The organism is Psychrobacter sp. CoH-33_TS_01 (assembly GCF_058189395.1).
On sequence record NZ_JBVGQI010000004.1, the window covers coordinates 158,347 to 181,925 of the forward strand.

At 44.3% G+C, this 23,579-nt stretch carries 18 protein-coding genes; 8 read left to right on the forward strand and 10 right to left on the reverse strand.

From position 1 onward, the window contains the following. Nucleotides 1-114: 114 nt before the first annotated feature. Nucleotides 115-1,797 carry an NAD-dependent malic enzyme gene (locus ACZ2XM_RS08525; RefSeq protein WP_490589553.1) on the reverse strand — a complete coding sequence of 561 codons (1,683 nt, stop codon included), beginning with the start codon at nt 1,795-1,797 and terminating at the stop codon, nt 115-117. 833 nt (nt 1,798-2,630) lie between these two features. On the opposite strand from ACZ2XM_RS08525, the gene ACZ2XM_RS08530 reads away from it, so the two are divergent. Continuing rightward, nucleotides 2,631-3,488 (forward strand): hypothetical protein, encoded by an 858-nt coding sequence (locus ACZ2XM_RS08530; RefSeq protein WP_490589552.1) that lies wholly within the window; start codon nt 2,631-2,633, stop codon nt 3,486-3,488. A 184-nt stretch (nt 3,489-3,672) separates the two neighbouring features. Here the strand turns inward: ACZ2XM_RS08530 and ACZ2XM_RS08535 are convergent, their stop codons facing one another. Further along, on the reverse strand, nt 3,673-4,668 hold the full coding sequence (locus tag ACZ2XM_RS08535; RefSeq protein WP_490589551.1) for a diaminopimelate dehydrogenase: 996 nt from the start codon (nt 4,666-4,668) through the stop codon (nt 3,673-3,675). Nucleotides 4,669-4,852: 184 nt separating this feature from the next. Further along, on the reverse strand, nt 4,853-5,521 hold the full coding sequence (locus ACZ2XM_RS08540) for a glutathione S-transferase (RefSeq protein ID WP_490589550.1): 669 nt from the start codon (nt 5,519-5,521) through the stop codon (nt 4,853-4,855). A 286-nt stretch (nt 5,522-5,807) separates the two neighbouring features. Between ACZ2XM_RS08540 and ACZ2XM_RS08545 the strand changes: the two genes are divergently transcribed. Next, nucleotides 5,808-6,518 carry a 3'-5' exonuclease gene (locus tag ACZ2XM_RS08545; RefSeq protein ID WP_490589549.1) on the forward strand — a complete coding sequence of 237 codons (711 nt, stop codon included), beginning with the start codon at nt 5,808-5,810 and terminating at the stop codon, nt 6,516-6,518. A gap of 147 nt (nt 6,519-6,665) precedes the next feature. On the opposite strand, the gene ACZ2XM_RS08550 is transcribed toward ACZ2XM_RS08545, so the two are convergent. After that, nucleotides 6,666-7,088 (reverse strand): DUF1810 domain-containing protein, encoded by a 423-nt coding sequence (locus ACZ2XM_RS08550; RefSeq protein ID WP_490589548.1) that lies wholly within the window; start codon nt 7,086-7,088, stop codon nt 6,666-6,668. Nucleotides 7,089-7,383: 295 nt separating this feature from the next. Between ACZ2XM_RS08550 and ACZ2XM_RS08555 the strand changes: the two genes are divergently transcribed. After that, entirely contained in the window at nt 7,384-8,133 is a 750-nt protein-coding gene (locus ACZ2XM_RS08555; RefSeq protein ID WP_490589547.1) for a M90 family metallopeptidase, read from the forward strand. Between the two features lie 52 nt (nt 8,134-8,185). On the opposite strand, the gene ACZ2XM_RS08560 is transcribed toward ACZ2XM_RS08555, so the two are convergent. Continuing rightward, nucleotides 8,186-9,844, reverse strand: coding sequence for an isovaleryl-CoA dehydrogenase (locus ACZ2XM_RS08560; protein ID WP_490589546.1), 1,659 nt, complete (start codon nt 9,842-9,844; stop codon nt 8,186-8,188). Between the two features lie 90 nt (nt 9,845-9,934). Between ACZ2XM_RS08560 and ACZ2XM_RS08565 the strand changes: the two genes are divergently transcribed. Continuing rightward, nucleotides 9,935-10,747, forward strand: coding sequence for a PaaX family transcriptional regulator (locus ACZ2XM_RS08565; protein WP_490589545.1), 813 nt, complete (start codon nt 9,935-9,937; stop codon nt 10,745-10,747). A gap of 30 nt (nt 10,748-10,777) precedes the next feature. On the opposite strand, the gene ACZ2XM_RS08570 is transcribed toward ACZ2XM_RS08565, so the two are convergent. The 5 genes from ACZ2XM_RS08570 to ACZ2XM_RS08590 all read right to left on the reverse strand — a co-directional run bounded on the left by ACZ2XM_RS08570 (nt 10,778) and on the right by ACZ2XM_RS08590 (nt 16,552). After that, nucleotides 10,778-11,968, reverse strand: a complete 1,191-nt coding sequence (locus tag ACZ2XM_RS08570; protein ID WP_490589544.1) for a leucine-rich repeat domain-containing protein — start codon at nt 11,966-11,968, stop codon at nt 10,778-10,780. Between the two features lie 64 nt (nt 11,969-12,032). Further along, the gene (locus tag ACZ2XM_RS08575; RefSeq protein WP_490589543.1) at nt 12,033-13,274 is read right to left on the reverse strand and encodes a PDDEXK-like family protein; all 1,242 of its coding nucleotides are present in this window, start codon (nt 13,272-13,274) and stop codon (nt 12,033-12,035) included. 62 nt (nt 13,275-13,336) lie between these two features. Further along, nucleotides 13,337-14,431, reverse strand: coding sequence for a helix-turn-helix transcriptional regulator (locus ACZ2XM_RS08580; RefSeq protein WP_490610530.1), 1,095 nt, complete (start codon nt 14,429-14,431; stop codon nt 13,337-13,339). Between the two features lie 3 nt (nt 14,432-14,434). Then, entirely contained in the window at nt 14,435-15,613 is a 1,179-nt protein-coding gene (locus tag ACZ2XM_RS08585) for a PD-(D/E)XK nuclease family protein (protein ID WP_490589541.1), read from the reverse strand. Between the two features lie 81 nt (nt 15,614-15,694). Then, nucleotides 15,695-16,552 (reverse strand): PP2C family protein-serine/threonine phosphatase, encoded by an 858-nt coding sequence (locus ACZ2XM_RS08590; RefSeq protein ID WP_490589540.1) that lies wholly within the window; start codon nt 16,550-16,552, stop codon nt 15,695-15,697. 394 nt (nt 16,553-16,946) lie between these two features. Between ACZ2XM_RS08590 and dnaE the strand changes: the two genes are divergently transcribed. From dnaE to cysE, 4 genes are all read left to right on the forward strand, one after another. Continuing rightward, nucleotides 16,947-20,618: a DNA polymerase III subunit alpha gene (gene dnaE / locus ACZ2XM_RS08595; RefSeq protein ID WP_490589539.1), complete on the forward strand. Its 3,672-nt coding sequence runs from the start codon at nt 16,947-16,949 to the stop codon at nt 20,616-20,618. A 299-nt stretch (nt 20,619-20,917) separates the two neighbouring features. Beyond that, on the forward strand, nt 20,918-21,295 hold the full coding sequence (locus ACZ2XM_RS08600; RefSeq protein ID WP_490589538.1) for an Hpt domain-containing protein: 378 nt from the start codon (nt 20,918-20,920) through the stop codon (nt 21,293-21,295). Nucleotides 21,296-21,547: 252 nt separating this feature from the next. Beyond that, nucleotides 21,548-22,486, forward strand: coding sequence for an RNA methyltransferase (locus ACZ2XM_RS08605; protein WP_490589564.1), 939 nt, complete (start codon nt 21,548-21,550; stop codon nt 22,484-22,486). A gap of 117 nt (nt 22,487-22,603) precedes the next feature. Then, the gene (gene cysE / locus ACZ2XM_RS08610) at nt 22,604-23,557 is read left to right on the forward strand and encodes a serine O-acetyltransferase (RefSeq protein ID WP_490589537.1); all 954 of its coding nucleotides are present in this window, start codon (nt 22,604-22,606) and stop codon (nt 23,555-23,557) included. Nucleotides 23,558-23,579: the final 22 nt, after the last annotated feature.

Genomic DNA, 23,579 nt, shown 5'->3' on the forward strand with positions numbered 1-23,579 from the left:
CTTTGTGTCTTTATTATTATCAAATCGGGTTTTAAATATAAAAAAGCCCCTCAAAACCATGACAATCACAGCTTTAAGAGGCTTTTATTTTTACGGGACTTTTCTAGCTAGTCATTAGAATGAAGTGCGACGATAATTGCGGTATTGCGGCAACCAGAAATTAGCTTTTAGGCGACGTTCTAAATTTTCGGCCGTTATCGGTAAAGCTAATTTGTCTTCAACTGCTTGAAAAGCTACGGCATAAGCTATCTTTTCACTGATTTCTCTAATAACTCTAATCGGCGGTAAGATAGCGCCAGGTGCCTTTTCATATTCCATAGAGATATCTGCTAAGGCTTGGCTGGCCGCCATAAGCATATTATCGCTGATGCTTTTTGCTCGTGAGGCCAAAACACCTAGGCCAATACCAGGGAATATATAGCTGTTATTACACTGAGAAACTTCGAAAGTCTGACCAGCAAAAGTGGTATTAGGAAAAGGACTGCCCGTAGCAATAATCGCTTTACCTTTACTCCAGTTGGTCACTTCTTGCGGCGTGGCTTCGACACGAGAGGTCGGGTTGGACAGCGGCAACACAATAGGATGTTCCGTATTCGCACATAAAGTTTCGATGACTTCCTGGGTGAATAGCCCTTTTTGTCCGCTCACGCCAAACAAGACGGTGACCTTACCTTGTTTGACCACTTGCGCTAACCCAAGCTTTTGACTCTTATCCCAATGCGCAATAGCGGCCTCTTTTTGCACTAGCGGCGTCTGGAACTTTTGTAGCTCGGTCATCTGGTCGGTCAGTAGGCCATAACGATCCACCATAAACACTTGACTGCGCGCCTGCTCTTCACTCAACCCTTCCCGCTGCATTTGGCGAATAATGTGCTCGGCAATACCACAGCCCGCAGACCCTGCTCCTAAAAAGGCTATTCTTTGTTGGCTCAGTTTTTCACCTTTATTCAAACATGCCGCAATCAAGGTGCCCACTGAAACCGCAGCCGTGCCTTGAATATCATCGTTAAAGCAACAGATCTGATCACGGTATCTGTTCAACAGTGGGGTTGCGTTTTCTTGAGCAAAATCTTCAAATTGTAGTAACGCTTCAGGCCAGCGACGTTTAACCCCTTGAATAAATAAGTCTACAAATTCGTTGTATTCATCACCAGAGATGCGCGGATTTCTCCAGCCCATGTACATAGGATCGTCGAGTAACTGCTGATTATTGGTACCGACATCTAATAAAATCGGTAGGCAATAGGCTGGGCTAATGCCGCCACAAGCGGTGTATAAAGACAATTTACCAATAGGGATACCCATACCGCCAATCCCTTGGTCGCCTAAACCTAAGATACGCTCACCATCGGTAACTACGATGACTCTTACCTTTTGTTTAGTAGCGTTTTGCAGAATATCATCAATTTTATGACGCTCAGGATATGAGATAAATAAACCACGCTTACGGCGATAAATTTTGGAGAATTGCTCACATGCCTGCCCGACCGTAGGGGTATATATAAGCGGCATAACTTCTTCAATATGCTGCTCAATCAAGTGATGAAACAAAGTCTCATTGGTATCTTGAATATTACGCAAATAGATGTGCTTATCCATATCACTGGTAAAGGAGCTCAGCTGGTGATAAGCGCGTAACGATTGCTCTTCGATGGTCTCGATGTTGTGCGGCAATAACCCCGCCAAGTTAAAGCTATCTCGCTCTTCTGAGGTAAAAGCGCTGCCTTTATTTAACAACGGCATTTCTAATAATATGGGACCAGCAAAAGGGATATATAAGGGACGTTCGTTTGGCATAATAGAATCTACTTAATAAGACTTGTGGTGGTGTAAAGAAAAGTGGGTTGCATAACTGATATCTTACCTTAGTGTTTAATACCGCACACTTCAGAGGGGATATCTATTAGAGCTATTTTTAGAGAGTTTTGAGGATGATAAAGTAAACACCATATTGTACTCGCACCATGCCAGAAATAAAGAATAGAAGCAAAATATTCACTAATTCATACAATTAACAAAGGCTGTAGCAGCACTTATTTTATGCAATGCAAGATGCACTCATGCTCTTAGCGAACATAAGGGATGAGGTCGATATGGTATTAAAGCGCTTAGATTATGAGTCTAGCATCAAGACATGATCAATATTGAATGCCTCTAGCACTCAGACCGCAATAAGACGTCTAACCTAAACGTTGAGCGTATCCTCCTTGACCGCTTGAAAGACGATTCATTCGAAAATCTGAAAAATCGTTTTCTTAAACTAATCAGCGTTTTATAAGCTATAGGATTATTATAATAAAACCGCAGTCTCGATGGGCGCGTATTTGTCTGACTCATTATAAGCTTAATATTACCATTCGAACAGGCACAATCACATTCATATGTATGATTTTAGCTTTAACCACCCTCTCCCTAGTCCTCCTTAACAAAATACAATTAATATTCAATATTTTTAGCCATCAATTAAGCATCTCTATACACCAAGAAGTTACTTCGGTAACGCTGTTCACAATTAGACCAAACCAATTTACATTAAGCTACTGAATGTCACTCGGTGCTGAGCTAACCTTAAGTGTGAATAAATTTTACCTAATACAAAATATTTAATACTAAAATGAGGGCTATAAATTATGTCAAACAATACCAGCAATAAAGATAAGTCAGACAATGCAACTGACACTTCTAAAAACAAAGCGGTAACTGCAGTAGAAGTGGTAAAAGGCGATACCGTAGTCTACGAAGACGGTGATTTTGAAGATTATAATGCCGATAAAGATTACGACGCTGATGGCGAGTCTAAGTCAGGTAAAGAGAAAAAAGACGATACAGCCGCAAAGTCTGATAAAGATGAGCAAGCTGATAAAGCGTCTAAATCAGACAAAGAAGAAAAAGCTGATAAGGATTCTAAGTCAGATAAAGAAGACAGTTCAGATAAAGATTCTAAGTCTAAAGAAGATAAAGCGTCTAAAGCAGAAAAAGACGATTCTGATAAAGACAGTGACGCTGATAAAGATGAAGACGGCAATGCACAAGATAAGCAAGGTACTATCATAGCCAATCTATATCAGTGGGCTACCAAACTCAAAGATGACTTTATCTCGGATAAAGAAGATAAGTCTAAGTCAGAGTCTGCTGAAAAAGATGATGATGACGGTGATAGCAAAGAGAAGTCAGAATCAAAATCAGATTCAGACAAAGAAAATAAAGAAGACAAGCATAGCGCTACTATAGCCAACATCTACCAGTGGGCTGCGAAGCTTAAAGATGATGTGGCCTCTGAAGCGGCTAGCCTAACTGATAATGTGTCTGAAAAAGCGGTTGGTCTTATGCTTAAAAGACTGCTAGATGGTGTCGAAACTGAACTGCAAGCTTTTGATAAGCAAGCAGAAGAGTCGAAAGATTCAGATGCGAATAGCGATGATGAGCGTAAGAAAATTTCTGATAAGAAAGACAAGTATCAGAGCATGATTGACTTGCTACAAGGCTAATTTGGCTGTGTAAATCATTGATTTAGATGATTGCTAGAATTAATCTAATGTTAGACGTTTATAGTAAGCGTTTGGCATTGGATTTTTTATTGGCATTAATTTGTACCAAGAAAAGCACCGAGTCATAAGGACTGGGTGCTTTTTACTTGCAGCTTATAACTAGCTTCTATTATAGAGCTAGCTTTTATAGCAGCTCTTTACGCAGCTGCGCAGGGGACTTAGGCGACAATAAACCAGGCGCCACATCCAGGACGGTTTTCGCCCCAGTCTCGCCCGCCATATTCATTTTATAAGTAGCACGAGCATAGGCGACAAGGACGCTAGCGGTAAATTCAGGATTGCTGCCGAGCTTTAATGAAAACTCGATTACCTGATCGTTCTGCTGATCTTCCAGACCACTCACCCCACTACGAATGACAAAACCACCGTGAGGCATACTACGATGCTCACGCTCAAAAGTGGCTTGGTCAATGAAGTTGACAGTAGTGTCGTAGTCGGCAAAGTAATCAGGCATGGTCACGATAGTATTGCGCACAGTCTCTGCGTCGGCACCGTCTGCCAATACGATATAGCATTCACGAGTGTGTTTCTCGCGCGTGCTCAACGTGGGCTGCTCGCCATTACGTACGCGTGCCATAGCCGACTCTGAGGGTAGCGTATATTGTACCCCTGACTTCACCCCTTCCACACGGCGTACCGCATCTGAGTGCCCTTGGCTTAAGCCTTTACCCCAAAAAGTATAGGTCTCACCAACGGGTAAAATAGCTTCGCCATAGAGACGGTTGATAGAAAACAACCCAGGATCCCAGCCTACAGACAGCATAGCCACTTTGCCCGCTTGCTTGGCAGGGGCATCAAGAGCAGCAAAGTATTCAGGAATCTTGGCATGGGTATCAAAGCTATCGACGATGTTAAACAAGCCGGCAAACGCTGGACCCTGCTCGGGCAAGTCAGACTTGGAGCCCCCACATAAGATCAACACGTCGATGTCATCTTTATATTGGGCAATATCGTCCATAGCATATACAGGTACGCTGGTATCGATTAGGGTAACGGTGGCGGGATCACGGCGACTGAAGACACCTACCAACTCCATATCTGGACTTTGTTTAATAGCGGCTTGGGCACCGCGACCGAGGTTGCCATAACCGGCGATGGCGACTCTAATTACTGAGGTCATTATTATTAGCCTTACGTTAGTGTAGCGGACAGACATTTACTGCTGGCGTGATAAGTACCCTCTAATAAGGTTAGGTACTAGGGCTGCAGTAAGCCGCATTATAATAAAGGATGATTTGCAAAACGATATTATCATAACATATTGATTGAGAATCAAATTACGCTAGTTCGACAGGTTGGTGTTTTTATGGAAAAACCACCAAATAATCGCCCTCCTGCCAAGGGATAAACTTGGTCATGGCTTGTAAAAATACGGGATGCTCCAACCAGTGTTGTAGCCACTGCTGTAGGTTAGGATAAGGCAGCGCATAAAACACCTTGCGATCCACATGAGCAAATTGACGCACAAACGGCATAATGCCAATATCAGCTAGGCTCGGCTTATCTCCCAGTAAATAATCATTCTGCGTCAGCAATTCTTCTAAGACCTGTAAAAATACCTCACCTTGTTGGCGATACTCTGTCTGATTCATCTCAACATGACGGTCAGCATATTTATAACGGTCTAGCCAATGTTTAAACTCATTGTCATTTTTATCAATCAAAGCCTGCGCTTGTGACAAAGTCTCGCTGTCTAGTAATCCCTGAGGGTCTTGCTGCGCTAACGCCCACTCCATAATCTCGCGGCTTTCTTCAATCACCCTACCCTCACTCAGCTGTAAGACCGGCACCGTACCTTTCGGGCTAATGGCTAACATGGGCGCTGGTTTATTTTTTAGGACTATCTCGCGCAGTACTACGGGCACCTCGGCAAATAACAGCCCAAGGCGGGCGCGCATGGCGTAAGGACAGCGACGGAAGGAATATAGGAGAGGTAGTGAGGTAGAAGGTGTAGAAGGTAGAGTAGAAGACATAAAAAGGTACCGCAGTAAGTGTAAAATATTGCTTGTCAATAATAGAGCTGAGAATAAGTCATTTTATTTAACAATGGAAATTCGTTAAAAGTGGCTCAGCCCTTATAGAATAAGCATTATTTATAATATTTTAATTGGTAATAAGCAGTGCTTTATCAGTACAATAGCCCTGTATAGCCAGACAAACCCTTTCACTAAATTTGCATAAATAAAGACTGAGGGTATCACATACAGGCTATTTTACGGCAAAGACACCTGTGATCACTCAGCGCTATAAAGGTTTATTATGACGACTTATATACTCGACACTGAAACGACCGGTCTAATTGACCCACATATGACCGAGGCGGCCTACTCTATTGTCGATATCATCAATGGCAAGGTAATCGTACTACAGGAACCCCGCTCAAAACGCTTTAATCCTATGAAAGAGATTAGCTTAGGCTCAATGGCCACCTCGCATATTTGTGATGAGGATGTGGCGAACGAGACCCCGCATACCGAGTTTAAACTGTCCAGTAGCGTTGACTATCTCATCGGCCATAACATTGATTATGACATGCAGGTGTTAAAGAATGCCGGCGTCACCCATACGCCTAAACTCATCTGCACTCAAGCTATGGTAAGTCACCTATTGCCTACTTTAGAGAGCCATAAATTGGTCGCGCTACTCTATCATTTCCATAAAGATATTGCCCGCCAGCAAGCCCGTCAAGCGCATGCCGCTATCGCAGATATCTATTTCACGCAGCTGGTACTGGGTAGCCTGATCGACCTTGCTAACAGTCAAGGTCATAACATTGCGGATGTGGCGAGTTTATATGAGTTTAGCCAAATGGCGCGGGTCCCCACTCATATGTGTTTTGGTAAACATAAAGGGGCGGCTATCGCTGATTTGGCGGCGACTTCTGATGGTGCAGGCTATCTTAAATGGCTACTAAAACAGGATAGCGTTGATCCTTATTTAGCTCAGGCTTGCCAGCAGGCTTTAAAGTAATTTACAAGATGAAATCAGCAATATAGTTATAGGGTGGATTAAAGGATTTATTTGCTTAGGCTATTAACTAACTGCAATGGCTAAGGTATAGCTCGATGTTATATCACCGTTTATATCCTAACCTATAGAATGCTAAAGCATCTTGTTTTAGCGACCTAAAATAGCCAAAGTCTGTTGGTCATATTCTCCAGCGTAAAATTGCTGCAAAAGTTGCTCAAACACTTTAGGTTCCTTTGCCGCTAACGCGAACAGCGTCAATGAAGAGTGGAGCTTTAAATTATCGGGACGGCCAAAGATTTCTAAAGCCGTCTTATCAGTATGCGCTAATAATAGCTCCGCACATTGTAGTAAGCGCGGCCCTAGTATTTCGTGTTGCAGATAGTCCTGCGCTTGCTCTAAGCTGTCTAAAGCATAGCGCTGTGCCATAGTACTAAACCCTAGCCCTCGAATTTGTGGAAAAATGAACCACATCCAATGCGAACGTTTACGACCTTGCGTTAGTTCGCTGACGACTTGTGCATAGCTAAGGTTTTGCGCTTGTACAAAGTCTTCGAACTTAGCGGCATTCATAGTGCTGCTCCTATTCAAAATAGTCAGTACTTTATTCTGATAACGGTTTAACCATTAGGCTGGCAGGTTTAATTTATCCGGTCCAAAATCTATTATCGATATCAGCTTAGGCTATTTATTATAATCTACACAAAACGATTTCTAAGCCACTCGCCGCTCTATTAATACTAAGACAAAAACACCCTGTTTTCTATGTGCCCTACTTTATCAATTGTTACTTGTCTTTTCAGCCAATACCACCCAAGATAGATAGTCTCTAGCGATTTTATAAGTGAATAAATAAGGGTTATAAAGTATGTTTGGTATTATAAAAGACTGGCGGGAGCAGCGGATCTTAGAGCAAAGCCAATTTACTGACGCGGACTGGCAGCTAGCCGCTGAGCAAATCCCCATACTTAAACGCTTAACAGAGGCTGAGTTAGCGCATTTATTTGAGCTAGCGACCTTATTCGTACATGATAAGTCGTTTACGGGTGCGCAGGGCTTTACCATTACTGATAATGTGAAACAGACCATCGCACTACAGGCCTGCCTGCCTATTCTAAATATAGGTCTGAACTCGTATGACGGCTGGTCCTCTATTATCGTCTATCCGCGAGCCTTTAAAAGTGAAAGTACCATTACTGACGAGTACGGTATTGTGCATCAGAAAAACCAAAGCCGTAGCGGAGAAGCTTGGCAGCGCGGACCCGTTATTCTATCTTGGGATGACGTCGAGCATGCGGGCAACCGTGATGGTCATAATGTCGTGATTCATGAGTTTGTCCATAAACTGGATATGTTGAATGGTCGTGCCAATGGCTTCCCCCCGATGCAACCTGATATGGACCCTGCCCGCTGGACAGAAACTATGGCGCGTGGCTTTGAGGATTTTCAAGAGCATCCTAAATCTGGACTAGACCGCTATGGTGCTACCAATCCAGCTGAGTTTTTTGCCGTGCTCAGTGAAGTGTTTTTTGAGACTCCCGATAAACTAATTGCGGCTTACCCTGAGATTTACGAGATTATGGTGAAATTTTTTCGTCAGTCGCCTTTGCAAGCTTAGAAGCGGATTATGGACTTCTAAGCTTATGCTAAACTCTTTGTCATTATTCCTGTTATAAAACAGCTTTGCTAGCGCCAGCCGCCCGTGCAATCAGTAAATCTATCGGCGCGTCAGGGCTTAAAGTGCCAAAAGCCAAACCGTGCTCATTGCCCAATCGTGAGCTACAGAAGGCTTGAGCTATTTCGCTATGCTCCGTCTGCAATAAGATGGAAGCCTGTAGCATCAACGCTAGGCGCTCAATCACGTAGCGACTGCGAAATTCTAGGGTCGCAACATCCGCAAAACGACCTGCCAGTAGCTTAAGTTCTGCATCATAATCTGCATTTTTGCCCGCAGCTTTTTGCAGTTCCTTAAACAGAGCCTGCTGAGTTTCCGGCTCTTTATTAAGGGCGCGCAGCACATCTAAACACTGAACGTTACCGCTGCCTTCCCAGATTGAATTCAGCGGTGCTTGTCTATAGAGACGCGGCATCATGGTCTCTTCTACGTAACCAATACCGCCTAAACATTCCTGCGCCTCATTCACTAAGACCGGAGTCCGTTTGCATATCCAGTATTTACCAATGGCTGTGGCAATACGCGCAAGCGCGGCCTCATGAGGGTCTTTTTCTATACTGTCTACGGCGCGCGCAATGCGCATAGTCAAAGCTAAGGCCGCTTCAGACTCTAACGCTAAGTCTGCCAAAACGTTGCGCATGATAGGTTGATCAATTAATAATTTACCAAAAGCTTCGCGCTGGCTGGTGTGGTGAATAGCTTGCACGATAGCTTGGCGCATCTGTGCTGAGGAGCCAATCATACAGTCCAAACGGGTGAGCGCCACCATTTCAATAATGGTAGGAATCCCGCGGCCTTCGACACCTACTAACTCGCCAAACGCCCCTTGAAACTCCACCTCTGAAGAGGCATTCGACCAATCGCCCAACTTGTCTTTTAAGCGCTGCACTTGGATAGCATTGCGCGTGCCATCAGCACGAAAGCGCGGCACTAGAAAGCAACTGAGACCATTTTCAGATTTCGCCAAGACCAGATGCGCATCACACATCGGCGCTGAGAAAAACCATTTATGACCCACTATTTCATAAGTGCCATCGTCTTGTAGGATAGCTCGAGTGGTATTACGTCGTAAGTCTGAGCCGCCTTGCTTCTCTGTCATGCCCATACCCATAGTGCAGCCGTTTTTTTCTTCCATCGGCAAACTGCGTGGGTCATAGTCTTGCGAGAGTAGCTTCGGCAGCCATTTTTCAGCCAGGACGGGAGAATGTCGTAAGGCAGGAATAGCGGCATAGCTCATAGACATAGGACAACCAAACCCTGCTTCAGGCTGCGAGCCTAGGTACATGATAGCCGCTCGAGCCACATGCGCACTGTCTTGATCTTCATGACGCCAAGCAAAATTATTCATCCCGTATTTCACGCCGGCCCGCATCAAATCATGGTAGGCCGGATGAAACTCGACTTCATCTATGCGGCGACCGTAACTGTCAAAGTTGCGTAGTTTTGGCTTATTCTCGTTGGCCAACCAGCCACTGGCCATCATCTCCCCGCCAGTCAGTGCACCAAACTCTTGCAAATGGCTTTCTGCCCATGCCGCCCCTTCACGAATAACCGCTTCTTTGAGCGCAATATCTGTCTCCCAGGCATTGTAGGGAGTTAAGGCAAAAGGCTGATTGTGCACCTCATGGGTATTAAATTGATTTACAATTGACATAATGGTTATCTTCCCTGATTTTAAATGATACTTCCTATATTCCAATATTTAGTATTACATAATAAAACCAATACCGTCAACAGGTGTAATATGAATAAACCGACCCCTCGTCTACTGTTGTTACGCCTGCTAACCGTCGCCGAGAACAATACGTTAACCGCTTCTGAAGCGGTGCTAGCCGGCTCTATCTTTGCTATGACTGCTAATAGCATTCGGGTGACTTTGGCACGGTTGACCCAAGCAGAGCTTGCTGAAGCTATTGGCCCTGCTCACTATAAACTGGGACCTAAAGCCCAAAAGTTAGGCGCAGACGTAGCCTTATGGCATACCGCCGATAAAAGAACCGTCACCTCAGATGGGTCTTGGATAGCGGTAGCTACTGGCGGCCTACCTCGCAGTGATCGCAAAGTTTTACGGGCACGGGCGCGGGCGTTATCGCTATTAGGGTTTCGTGAACTCGAACAAGGCCTGTACCTGCGCCCCAATAATTTATTAGGGGGTGTTGAGGGGGTGCGCAAACGGCTGTTGGATTTGGGGTTAGAGCAGGAAGCAGCGGTGTTTAACGCCTGTGACTTTGATAACGATAGACAAGCTAAAGCGCTAGGGCTTTGGTCGGATATGCAGCTCGAAACCCATTACGAAAAGATGTCGCGGGAGCTCACTGACTGGTTGCAGCATATGGATGAGCTGCCACCTGAGGTCGCGCTGCGAGAAATATTTATATTGGGAGATGCCGGCATCCGTAGTGTGATTTTTGATCCTTTGTTGCCCGCTCCCTTAGTCGATGAGCAAGCGAGACAAAGATATTTTAATACGGTGCGGCGCATCAATGAGGAAGGTCGCAGGCTGTGGTTTGCTTTCTTTAAAGAGGCGAATACTGAGGGCGAGATTAATGGGGCTTAGTGGTTATATTTGAAGTCATTTATTTATGCTTTAACTCGCAACATAGACCATACCCATCCAAAAATCGTCAGTTTCATCAACCGTTTTCATTTCATAAAAAGCCTCTGTATTATCTGTACAGATATGCTCGATAATCATGGTTAATTCATTAAGTTCGATAAGCGATAAGAATCGTTGGCCTTCACAAAAAAATAATATATTTTCGATAATGCAGCCTGTGGGAATTTGCTTAATTAACTGGTGAGCTAGAGCTTTTAGTGCCTCTGAATCTGGCATGCCTATAGCCCTTACCTGTATAAATCTTGCCGGTTGTGTATACCAAGACGGTATCTTAAGATCATTGATATTGTAGGGATGGGTCATCTCAGAAGCTAATATGGCATCATATAGGGCGACAACTTGATCTACTTCATCAGATTGGCAAATCACTACCCCATCTATCACATCAAAATTATCAATGGTTTTTTTAGTAGTTTGTAACCCCAGTAAGCAAATTGCTCCGATTTTATCCTTTAGTTCGACCAGCGATTTTTCGTCCCAACCCTCATCTACATTAAAAAATCCACATTTTGATAATCCATACTCACTGGTGGTCGGTGAATACAAGCTAGTAAGAGGCATACCCTCTATCCAAAACGGCTTATCACGATGCTTTACGCTTAGGTTTGTCGGTAATTTCTTATAGTCGTCTTCCCTTACGATAGCAATGTCACTAGCCAACTGCTTTCTTAGATAATCCCGAATACTATTGCTGCCACTAGACCTACTAGGATCATGCAAGCCCTTACAGCCAAAGGGTAAGCCGAGTAGGAAATCAGTAGTCTCTTTAGATAAGTCAACCAACCTAGCAGTAGTCTCATCTTCAGCAATAGCCAAATAGTCTAGTTTTTTTAGCTGCACAATACTCTCTGGTAGCGTGGTAAGCGGATTGTCCACAATATCCAAATATTTTAAATTGCTGAGCTGACCAATACTATCTGGCAACTTTTCTAGCTGATTATCACTGACCATCAAGCGTCTTAATTGGGTTAACTGACCGATGCTTTCTGGTAACTCAGTAAGGTTTTTAGCACGGATATCCAAGTCTGTAATCGCCAACAGCTCCTCTGGATTACGAGGTAGTTGCTCTGCCGATACCTCAAAGTTATCAGCCCACTCCCATAACTCTGTCATCCAAGGCTCTGGCATAGAATTGGCAGTTCTATTATTGATTACTGACATCGTTTATATCCCTTTATTTGGTTAGGGTTAATGAGTTTAAACTCGTAAAGTTGCATGCTTCTGGTTAGTATTTGGCAAGACAGCCACTATCTTTTAACTTATTAAAAACTTTATCCATTTCTGCTAGGATTTTAACTGCCATTTTGTCTTCATTAATCATTACCCATGCCTCACTCGACCCCTTCCAGTCTGTTGGCTCAAAATAATAATAAGCGGCCCACAGAGCGGAAGAGCTGACTTTATTACTAGGTAGTAAAGTATCTAATACTTCTTTCATCTTATCTGTATGCGGACAAGATATTGCCTCATCTACAGAAATGAACTTAATCCCTAAAATTGGTCTGTCGAAATTTGCATTATCAAACTCGAAACAAACCTGTGCTTTATCATAGTCATTAATAATGAAACTAATTCGCTCGTACCTTTTCCCTTCACCGAAATAACTAATATCTAATTTATAGTCAGTGTTTTGACATTTTACTAATAAGTCTGTTTTCAGCTTTGCTATGAGCTCTTTTTTCATCCGCTCTACCGTATTAGACACTTGAATACTGGCCTCAATAGTCGCTGAATCTTTTTTGATAATATCTAAAACGGCATTGTCTTTACTCATATCCTCAATCCCCATAAACTGTTTTTGAATAAATTTGATTAACTGTGCGAGAAATTCGCTAACGCTATGATTCTGACATTCCACTTGGCAAGCCTTCAGCCAACCAATCAGGTCACTAAAGCGCAGATGGCTATATTGCTTAGCGTCTCTCCAAGCGTTTAAGGTCTTAGTATCAACGCTATATTCACTGGGTATTTCATTGTTTTCATTAAGATAGACGACGTGCCAAGCTTTATGACATCTATTCTCAAGCTCATCAGCGTAATCACTCATTTGTTTAGACTGATCCGCTGCGTACGGTTTATTTTCAATACAAATACCATAGCTATCAATACCCGCCTGACAGCTTAAATAGATATCCATACGCCGTTGCGTACCACTTTTCACAGTCACGTGTTCAAGAAAAACTTTAGTTTTATCTATGTTTTCAATAAGAGACTGCCAGTTAGGTTCGGCATAAATAGTAGGCAAACAATGCTCAACGAATAGCTTTAAAAAGGTTGCTTGCTGAGCATGACTGCCTTTTGGGTCGAGCAAAGCCGCTAAGATACGACTAAGCCCTAACTCATCAGTATTGATATAATCAAAAGTATTAAAATCTGGAGAAAGCTGACGGCTATAGAGTGTTTGCGCTGTCTCTAAAGCCTTCATTTTTTGACTAACTTCCTCTAGTAATGTTTGTACGGCACTCATCCTTACTGCTCCTTATTATTTAATAACAGTTATTCGTTGCTTATTCTGGCAGCGTGACTAGGTTAATCCTTATACAACGCCAAAGCATTCTGTAAACGTTCAAGAATGATCTCTTTTAAGTCAATTGGCGCTACTACCACTGATAGCTGCGACATACTCACTAGCCAATCTTGCAGGCGCTGCGTATTAGCCACGGTGGCCGTCACTTGATGCCAATCGTCCTCAATAACAGTGATTTTCTGATCTGCTGACAAGGGACGCTCGTAGAGATGTTCGCAGGCGTATTTTTGTACTTGCAAGACTAAATTGATTTTGGTTTTGTCCGTAAGCTCTAACTTGCCCAAGCGCTGTAAGCTTTTTAAGGTAAATACATCTCGCTCGACCCAATCCGGTATTGGCTCATTAGTAACTTGAGCGGTAACCATACGACAGACCGCAAAGTTACGATGCTTCGCTAATAACACCGAATCATCAATATTATCTTCAACAGGATCAAATCCGCTGAGATACATCATATTATCGATGAAAACCAAGCCTTTAGGATAAATTATCCTTTGCTTAGGCAGGTCATGCCATTTTTTATAATAGATAATAGTAAGCTGTCGACCTTGTAATAAAGCTTGATGAATACTAGCCAGTACCTCGCTATCTAACTTAGGGGCTTGCAGCATACTAGGTAGGGTAAGCAGATAGTTATGCCACTGGCCCAACGAGCTCTGTTCAAAGGCTGCTCGGTCATGGCGACGGATGGCTGACAACTTGTCGCTAATAGTATTTTGTATGGAGACGGGTAGATAGTTAGCCGTATAGTTGCTCAGCATCTCCCAAAAAAACAACGTCTGCTCATTAATGATATCGATACTAAAGTTAGGCTCGATATAAAACCGTGGCGTCTTACCACTAATATTTTGCTCCCACGCCGGCACTCTGACCAAAGCTTCGCTATAGAAAATAGTCTCGAATATATGCTTTAAACTGATCAGGTCGTTTTCTAAGTTCTTACGCTCATTGGCAAAACATGCCGGGTCATTCCCATAAGTGCTCATCAACTCTGTTAGCGATAGCGCCTGGTCTTTGCCCCTTGGCAAACACTGATAGAGGATGAAGAGTCGCTCTGATTTGTTATGACTGGCTATCGGGCTTGTTGGCATAGTCATCGTCTATACTAAAATTGGTTGGCGATGATTTAACTCTAGGTCATTTAAACACTTCATTAACGTGACAATTTTTTCTGAGACCTCATCAAGGTCAAAACAATCAAATTCCCATGAAATATCCCAAATAGTATTATTAGATTCGTGTAGGTTTTGCATGAAACTCTTTGGAAAATCTTTTGCTAATAAGGTCATAAAAGTATTAATTAATTCTTCTGACTTATCATTAATACGCAAATTAATAATGTGTGATACCGATTTTTCGTGTTTCCTGAGGCAGAGAGCAATATATGATTGGGCTTTCCAACTTGCATTGGAGAACTTTATTACTGGTTCATAGTAATACCATTTAACGTATTTCCTCTTACAAACAAAATCATCTAACCCACTATTATTCAAATTTAATTCTATTTTTTCACCTATTTTTGGCATTAGGTTCTCATAGATATAAGCACTTAGCTCAGTAAAGGCTTTAAAGTTTTCGGTTAGAAAGTCAATTTCACTGTTATTAATACTGCCCATTTTATTTAACTCCTTTAAATGCAATAAAAACTCTCTAGCGAATAGACCCCACTTGTTATAAGGGTTCTCTAGCAACGCTTTTGATAGTCGTATCTCAATAGTTTGTGCTAAATCTTGGTAAGATAGCCCATGCCAGCCGTTAGGCTCCAAATCATTAGCCTTTAATACATTACTAATCTCACCGTTCAGGCACAGCACTAACTTAACTAGTTTCTGCTCCTGTTCACTGTTCTTTTTACGGTCATTGATACGTTGCTCACCGTAGCTACTATAGTCGTCAAATGGGTTGTTCTGCTCGTGATAAATCTTACATTCGACTGCGATCACTGCTTGGTCAGTTTCTAAAACTAAATCAATGCGATTACCTGTAGCTGTCGCTACCTCAGTTTCTACACTCTGTAAGTGACCAAGACTAGCAAGTATCTCTTTATCTGCCAGAACGTCTTGCAGTCCATGCAGGAAACAATCGCCTAAACCATGTTCTTTTGTAGAGTCTAAAAAGAAACTTAACAACTCTGTGGTTGGATTTTCAAAATGTCCACGAGTACCTACATCAAATAAAGTCAGCTCTTTAGTAATGACATCCAACTTTTTAAACTTGTTAAACTTGTTAATTAGCTCTTTATAGCTGTCTATCTTAGCTTCACTTTTTAAAGCGCTCATTTATCTTCCTTACTTTTGAGGATTTTTGGCTAATGTAACATGTAACTAATAGATATCACTGATAAAAATCCTAATATTTGTTCACTGGAATCGCACCACTATAGCCGTACCATTATCATAAGCATTCCCAGCCGAGGTGTAGACTTGAGTCTTGAGAGCTCTTAGCCAAGCTTGTAAATCAGTCTTTGTATTGACGAGTTGCCAGTCATTACTAGACACTAAATCGTGGATACCATCGCTGCAAATTACCAGACAATCGCCGGACTGAATTTGTACCGTTTGGACGCTCGCCTCTAGCATCTCACTACCAGAAGAATCCTCCTCAGTAGTTAAGGCAAAGCATTCTGTAATGCTATATAAACTACCCGCCATGCCTTCACGGTTATAGTCAGCAAAGTCAGCCTGCCTACCCTGCTCCCGCGCTTGTTCATCTACCAACTCATTTAATAAGTTATGATCGCGGGTCAGACACTGCCAGTGGGTCTCGCCAGCGGCTAATCGATAGACCCGACTGTCGCCGACATGGGTTATTTGCAGCGTGATAATGTCAGCATCATTTACCTTACCGGTTACCATAGCTAGCGTTGCCGCTGCACCCCGACGTTTGGGCGCATGCTGAGTTTGTTTTAAGAGCTTATAAATACCTGCAACAGTGACGCTTAAGTCTGTAGTCCATAACCTTTTAATAGCTTTCACTATTGCTTTTGAGCAGTGTTGGGAATAGTTAGAACTGGCTACGCCATCAGACACGGCCAAACAAAACGGCGCAGTTACTACTGTAATTTCTGTGACACCTAGCACCTCTTGATACCAGTCCTCCAAAAAGAAAAAAGCATCTTGTTGCCGACCATTGCTGGCATTGCCTTGGAAAGTAATGGCGCAAGCATGGGCTATGGGATGGTTGTATGGAGCATGGGTCGAATCTACTGAGGAAGTCATAGCAAGGCATCCGATTTTAAGACTTATCAAACAGTATAAAAGACGAGCTATAATTTGGTTTTCTAGGTGCGCCTATAGGTAGTAATTTTAATAAATTATTATGTTACCTCCCCTTTAAATTATTTTATCAGCCTTGATTAAGGTCTATAGCTGTCTATTAGACCTACAATTCATCCCTTAGTTATGCTGATATTACTGCCGTAATCTGTTATCATTTCGTCCCTCAAAAATTTTCAATCTAGCAGCAATATTCAGCTGTTATCGCAGACCTCACAGTCAAATCTTAGGCTATAATGTTTCTGTAATTATGGTCTTATCTTGTTTAGTGTGGGGCTATCTGAGCCACTAGTTAAGCACTGGGTTACTCCTTTTCGTCCAATTTTAAGAGTCTTCTATGGCATTTGTACACCTTGGTATCCACAGCGAATTTTCCATCACCGACTCTATCGTGCGCATCAAGCCACTGGTAAAAGCGGCAGCAGCGGATGGGCAAAAAGCGCTGGCCCTTACCGATGTGTCCAACCTCTACGCGACTGTGAAATTTTATCGCGCCTGCCTAGGTGCCGGCATCAAACCCATCATCGGCTCTGAGATCATCATGGACGATGAGAATACTCGCATGACTTTGCTAGCCCTCAATAATGAAGGCTATCAAAACATCACCCGATTAGTTTCGCTAGGCTTTACCGAAGGCCGTAATGATCCGGCGAACATGGGCGTGCCTGTCGTGAAACGCAGCGCTGTATTAGAGCACGCTGCGGGTGTGGTCGTGCTATTGACTGAAAAGTCGGACGTGGGGCAAACGTTATTAGGCTCAATGCCAGAAAAAGTTGATGAGCTACTTGCAGACTGGCAAGCCCATTTTGGCGACCGCTTATATTTCGCGATTAAACGCACCAACCGTTCGGGGGAAGACGCCTTTATTAAAGCCGCTATCGAGACCGGTAGCCGTTTTAACATCCCGCTTATTGCCCATAACGACGTGCGATTCTTACAGCAAGAAGACTTTGATGCCCATGAGGCTCGCGTTTGTATCGCAGGCTCTTACGTGTTGGCCGATCCCAAACGTCCGAGAGACTATTCGGATGCGCAGTACCTAAAGACGCAAGCTGAGATGCAAGAGCTGTTTGCTGATTTACCGCAAGTTATTGATAACACGCTACAGTTGGCGATGCGTTGTAACGTGGTTCTGACGCTAGGTATTAACGTTTTACCTGAATTTCCGGTACCTGAAGGTGAGACCACGGAATCTTTTTTCCGCAATGAGTCAGCACGCGGCTTGAATGCCCGTTTAGATAAAATTTTCCCAGTAGCAGAGCGTGGCGACGATTGGCCAGAGATCCGTAAGCCCTATGATGAGCGTCTTAATTACGAGCTAGATATTATCTTAGAAATGGGATTCCCTGGTTACTTCTTGATTGTTATGGACTTTATTCGTTGGGCAAAAGCCAATGGCGTGCCAGTAGGGCCAGGCCGTGGTTCTGGTGCGGGCTCACTAGTCGCTTACGCACTGAACATTACCGATCTCGACCCCTTACATTATGACTTGCTGTTTGAGCGCTTCCTAAACCCTGAACGTGTTTCCATGCCCGATTTTGATATTGACTTCTGTATCGAAGGCCGGGACCGCGTAATCGATTACGTGGCGAGTCAGTACGGTCGCGATGCTGTCTCACAGATTATCACTTTCGGTACGATGGCCGCCAAAGCCGTAGTGCGTGACGTCGCGCGCGTGCAAGGTAAATCTTATGGTTTGGCCGATAAAATCTCTAAACTCATTCCTAAGACCCCAGGTATTTCGCTCTCTGAAGCCTTAGAGCAAGAGCCGCAGCTTAAAGACCTACTCTCTAATCCCGATAATATGGATTATGAAGATGCCAATGAGTTGTGGGAAATGGCGACTAAATTAGAAGGCGTCACCCGTAACGTCGGTAAGCATGCCGGTGGCGTACTAATCGCGCCCAAACGCATTACCGATTTCAGTGCTATCTATTGTGATGATGAAGGTCACCGCGTCAGTCAGTTCGATAAAGATGATGTCGAGGCAGTGGGGTTGGTGAAGTTTGACTTCTTAGGCTTGCGTAACCTCACGGTGATTAACGCTGCGGTCGAAAACATCAACCGTCGCCGAGTCTCAGAAGGTAAAGACCCCATTGTTCTAGAAGACTTACCCCTCGATGATAAAAAAGCCTATGCGCTATTGCAGGATGCCAAGACCACCGCGGTGTTCCAGTTAGAAAGTACGGGTATGAAAAAATACCTGGCCAAGCTGAAACCAACAGACATCGAAGACGTCATCGCAATGTGTGCCTTGTATCGTCCGGGTCCACTCGATGCTGGCATGGTGGAGATGTATATTGACCGGAAACATGGCCGCGAAAAGGTCGAGTACGATCACCCCAATCTAGAGCCTATTTTAGAAAATACCAACGGCGTTATCGTCTACCAGGAGCAGGTCATGCAGATCTCTCAGGTAATGGCGGGCTACAGTCTCGGCGGCGCTGACATGCTACGCCGCGCGATGGGTAAAAAGAAACCCGAAGAGATGGCTAAGCAGCGCGATATTTTTGTGACTGGTGCCACGGCGCAAGGTATTGATGAAGTCACCTCAGGTGGCGTATTCGATTTGATGGAAAAGTTTGCGGGTTACGGCTTTAACCGCTCGCATTCCGCAGCTTATGGCGTGCTGGCTTATCAAACGGCCTATTTAAAATGCTACTACCCTGCCGAATTTATGGCAGCGGTCCTCACCTCAGATATGAACAACACGGACAACGTCGTGTTCTTTATTAACGACTGCCGTGAAAACTTTGGGCTGACTGTCGTGAACCCTTCGGTGAATCGCAGTGAGTGGCGCTTTGTTGCGGATACGCCAACCAATATTATCTATGGCCTAGGAGCTATCAAAGGTGTTGGTGAAGGCGCAGTTGAGTCTATCGTGGATGCGCGTCGTCGTGAAGGTGACTTTAAAGACCTCTACGATTTCTGCCGCCGTATAGATATTAAAAAGGTCAATAAACGCACCTTAGAGGCGCTGGTACGTGCCGGTTGTTTCGACGATTTCGCTAAAACGCTTAGACCTGACTTGCCAGCAGATGCCGCTTATGAGATTCGCGGTGCCTTAATGGCGCAATTACCGAATGCCGTACAGGCCGCTGAGCAGGCACGTCAAAATAACGAAATCGGTATGATGGATCTGTTTGGTGATGCGAATAACGTCATTGAAGCACCGCCATTGCCTACTGGTGCCGAGCTGATTTGGGGCGATAAGCACCGCCTTAAAGCTGAGAAAGACACCTTGGGTCTGTACTTAACCGGTCACCCTATCGATGTCTACCGTGATGAGTTGAAACGCTATACCGGTGGCGCACGCCTCGATGACTTGTCGGATACCGGCTACAACGGTTCTTGTTATTTCTCTGGCCTAATTATGGACATTGCCAACTTTGGTACCCGCAGTGTGATTACCTTAGACGATGGTACCTCGCGCCTAGAAGTCAGCTGTTATGCCGAGCGTTTCAACCGTCTCAAAGACAAGCTCAAAGTCGATGAAGTGATTATCGTGAAAGGGAGTATCCGCGAGCGCGATGGTCGTATGTTTGCACGGCTCGACAATGTCATGACCATGGTAGAGGCGCGACTACGCTGGATTAAAAAAATCAGTATCAAGATTCATGCTGAAGATGTCAGTTTGCTTGAACGCATGCAGCCTTTATTAAAATCGGCGCAACCGGAAGTCATTCCGCAGATTTTAGATCGCAGTGACGAAGACGAAGGCGATTATTATCAAGGCGGCAGCTCCGAGGACGCCAGTGGTGAGGAATACGGACTCTATGACGAGGAAGGTAATGACTTGCTGGCCAATAGCTCCTCCAGTAGCGCGCCTGTCTTGAATAGTCGCCAACTCGAAGACGGCTGCTTGCCGCTCGGCCTCAGTATTTACGAAAGCTTTGGTATTGCCAATGTCAATTTATCAGAGCACTGGCGACTTTATCCGAATGATGATAACTTCCAACACCTTAAAGATTTGGTGCCGGTAGAGAATCTGCACTTTCATTTTTCATAGCTTTTCCGTCTACCGCCTAACGTGAACTGAGCGAATAGTGTTAATAAAGCCTGAGTTATAGTTTATGTCTGTAAATATAGCGCAAGTGCTGCCATAGACTTTGCTATATTGATTGCACACCTTGCTAGAACTAAATGAACGGCTTAACTGAAATAAGACTTTTGCTAAACTGTAGCTGTTATTGTTGGATGAGCCTTCGTACTTATTGTCGGGTATTTATTATCGGATACTTATTGTCGCTAAATTATCGCTAGCCTTTGCAGAAAGGCGCTTTATAGCTTTTGCTACAAGGAATATTTATGACTACGCCTAATGACTTGCCACCCCTATCTTTAAGCGCACAAGAGGTAATAGATACCGAGCAGTTTGAAGATATGCGCGACCTCTTAGAAGAGGATTTCTCCGACTTGGTACAAACCTATATTGTCGATAGTCGGGCTCGGGTAGAGAGCTTACGCGATGCCCTAGCCCGTGCAGATGATGCCACAGGTTTTGATATCGCTCATACTTTGAAAGGGGCCAGTGCGAATATCGGTGCCCCACGTCTGACCGAGTGCTGTGCACTAATGCAAGAAGCCTGTCGTCATAACACCATCACAGAACAAGGCGACTTGCTTGAGCATATTGCTGCGGAGCTGGAGTTGGTCGCTGCAGAGATTCGTGAGCGTTTGGCCTAAACTTATAGGCGCTAATATGTGCTAAATAGTTAGCTGCAGTGAAACCATAAGCTGCCCTAGCCATTTTTAACAACCTAAATTTTAATAGCTTTAATCTTTAATAACTAAAACGAGACAGCGTTAATGCCTACTGAAAGCCCGGCCACAGATACCCATCCTTTAGACTCTCAGTCAACGATAGACAGCTTGGCGAATAATAGCAGTACTGGGCATGAGCCAACGCAGGGCACTTCGGCAGAGAATAAGGATACTATGAGCCCTAGTGCAGCATTATCGAGCGTCAGCGACTATCTACAGTGCTTACAAGTGGTTATGGTGAATACGACCCTACCCGCTAATATCGGCTCAGCGGCGCGGGCTATGCATACTATGGGCTTGTCTCGCCTGACTGTGGTAGATCCCAGACTGCCTATCGATGACACCAGTGTGGCCCATGCTGCGGGTGGCACTACTGTATTGGACCAGGCAAAAATAACGGACACCTTAAGTGAGGCTTTAGCCCCTTGCCAACTTATTTTTGCAGCCAGTAGTCGCAGTCGTCATCTGCCTAGACCTGTCGTGACGCCAAGCCAAGCCGCCGACATTATGCTACGCTTTATTGAGCAGCACGCGCAAAGTCAGCACCCTAGCAAAGCATCAGACTGCGAGCAAAGTACAAAGGCTAACCAAGCATCGGGTACCACTACGCCCGCCAGTATCGCCATCTTATTTGGTCGTGAAGATCGTGGTCTAACCAACGAAGAGCTGGCCCTTGCCGATTATCATATCCAAATTCAGGCCAATCCTGAGTATCCGGTATTAAACGTCGCTTCAGCCGTACAGGTCATTGCCAGCTTTATCTTTGCGCAAATCCAAGACCATCTTGACCGGGCAGCCGCCAACACAGAAAGTGTTCAAGAAACCGAGACGCAAGTAGAATCACAAACTAAACCGGCGACGGATACAGCCCATAACGCTACCCATGAGCTAGACGTCATCCTAAGACAAGTTTGGGATGAGCCGGCGATTACTCATGAGCAAGCTCAGCAACTCACTGACCGCTTAACCGACTTAATGGTACAATTAAGACTAGCCAATCCAGAGCATCTGCGCGCCTTGCCACAGCGGTTATCGAGACTGACTTCACGCTTGCAATTGGATCAAAAAGAATACCAACTGCTAAGTGCTGTATTGGCAAAATTGACCCCTTAGGCTATAGCTTAGTAGGGACGCTAGCAGCAACCCTAAACCCAGTTAAAACCTTTTTAAGATTTTCAGCCTATATCTAACAGCCCTAATTAAGACCTAAAAAAAGCCACAGGATACGCCATGCGATCACCTAAATCCCTATTGAAAACTTTAAGTAACATTAAAAAAGAGGTGAGCGAGGATATTTTAGCCGTCTTTGACCGCGACCCTGCCGCGCGCACTACTGCTGAAGTTATTTTTACTTATCCCGGTATTCATGCCCTACTCTTACATCGCGGTGCGCATTATCTCTGGCAACAAGACCAGAAGTTTGTCGCACGGGCTATCTCTTACGGCTCGCGTATTATTACTGGTATTGAAATACATCCGGCTGCTAAGATTGGTCGCCGCTTCTTTATCGATCATGGTGTGGGCGTGGTTATCGGTGAGACTGCAGAGATAGGCAACGATGTCACCTTATATCATGGTGTCACTCTAGGAGGGGTCTCTTGGAACGAAGGCAAACGTCACCCGACATTAGAAGACGGCGTGGTAGTGGGTGCTGGCGCGAAAGTATTGGGACCCTTTACCGTAGGCAAGAACGCTAAGATTGGCTCCAATGCTGTGGTCGTCAAACCTGTGCCCGCTGGTGCCACGATGGTGGGTAGTGCGGCGCGAATGATCTCTGAGCACCATGATGAAAACGGCGCGCCTTTGGAGAGTGCAGCGAAAAAAGCGGATGTTAAGCATAAAGTTGACGCTAAAGATAAAAAGACAGATATGCTGGCGCAAAATAAAGTCAGCGAGCAAGATGCGCTACTACAGCCCGTAGATACAAAAACTTTAGAGCAGTCTTTAAGCAAAGAAGATTGCCAAAAGTTACGGTTAGCACAAGCCTTTGGTTTTACCGCTTATGGGTTAGAGCCCGGCTCGCAAGACCCTGTGGCAGAGGCCTTTGCTAAGATGCTGACCCATATTCAGCAGTCGGAAGCCCGTCTTGATGAGCTCCAAGCCGCTGTTTGCAAATTAGACCCAAACTTCTGCACCAAAGAGTATGAAAAATTATCGGCAAAGGATTTAGACGTTTTAGATTAAAAATTTTCGCTAACTTAATTCC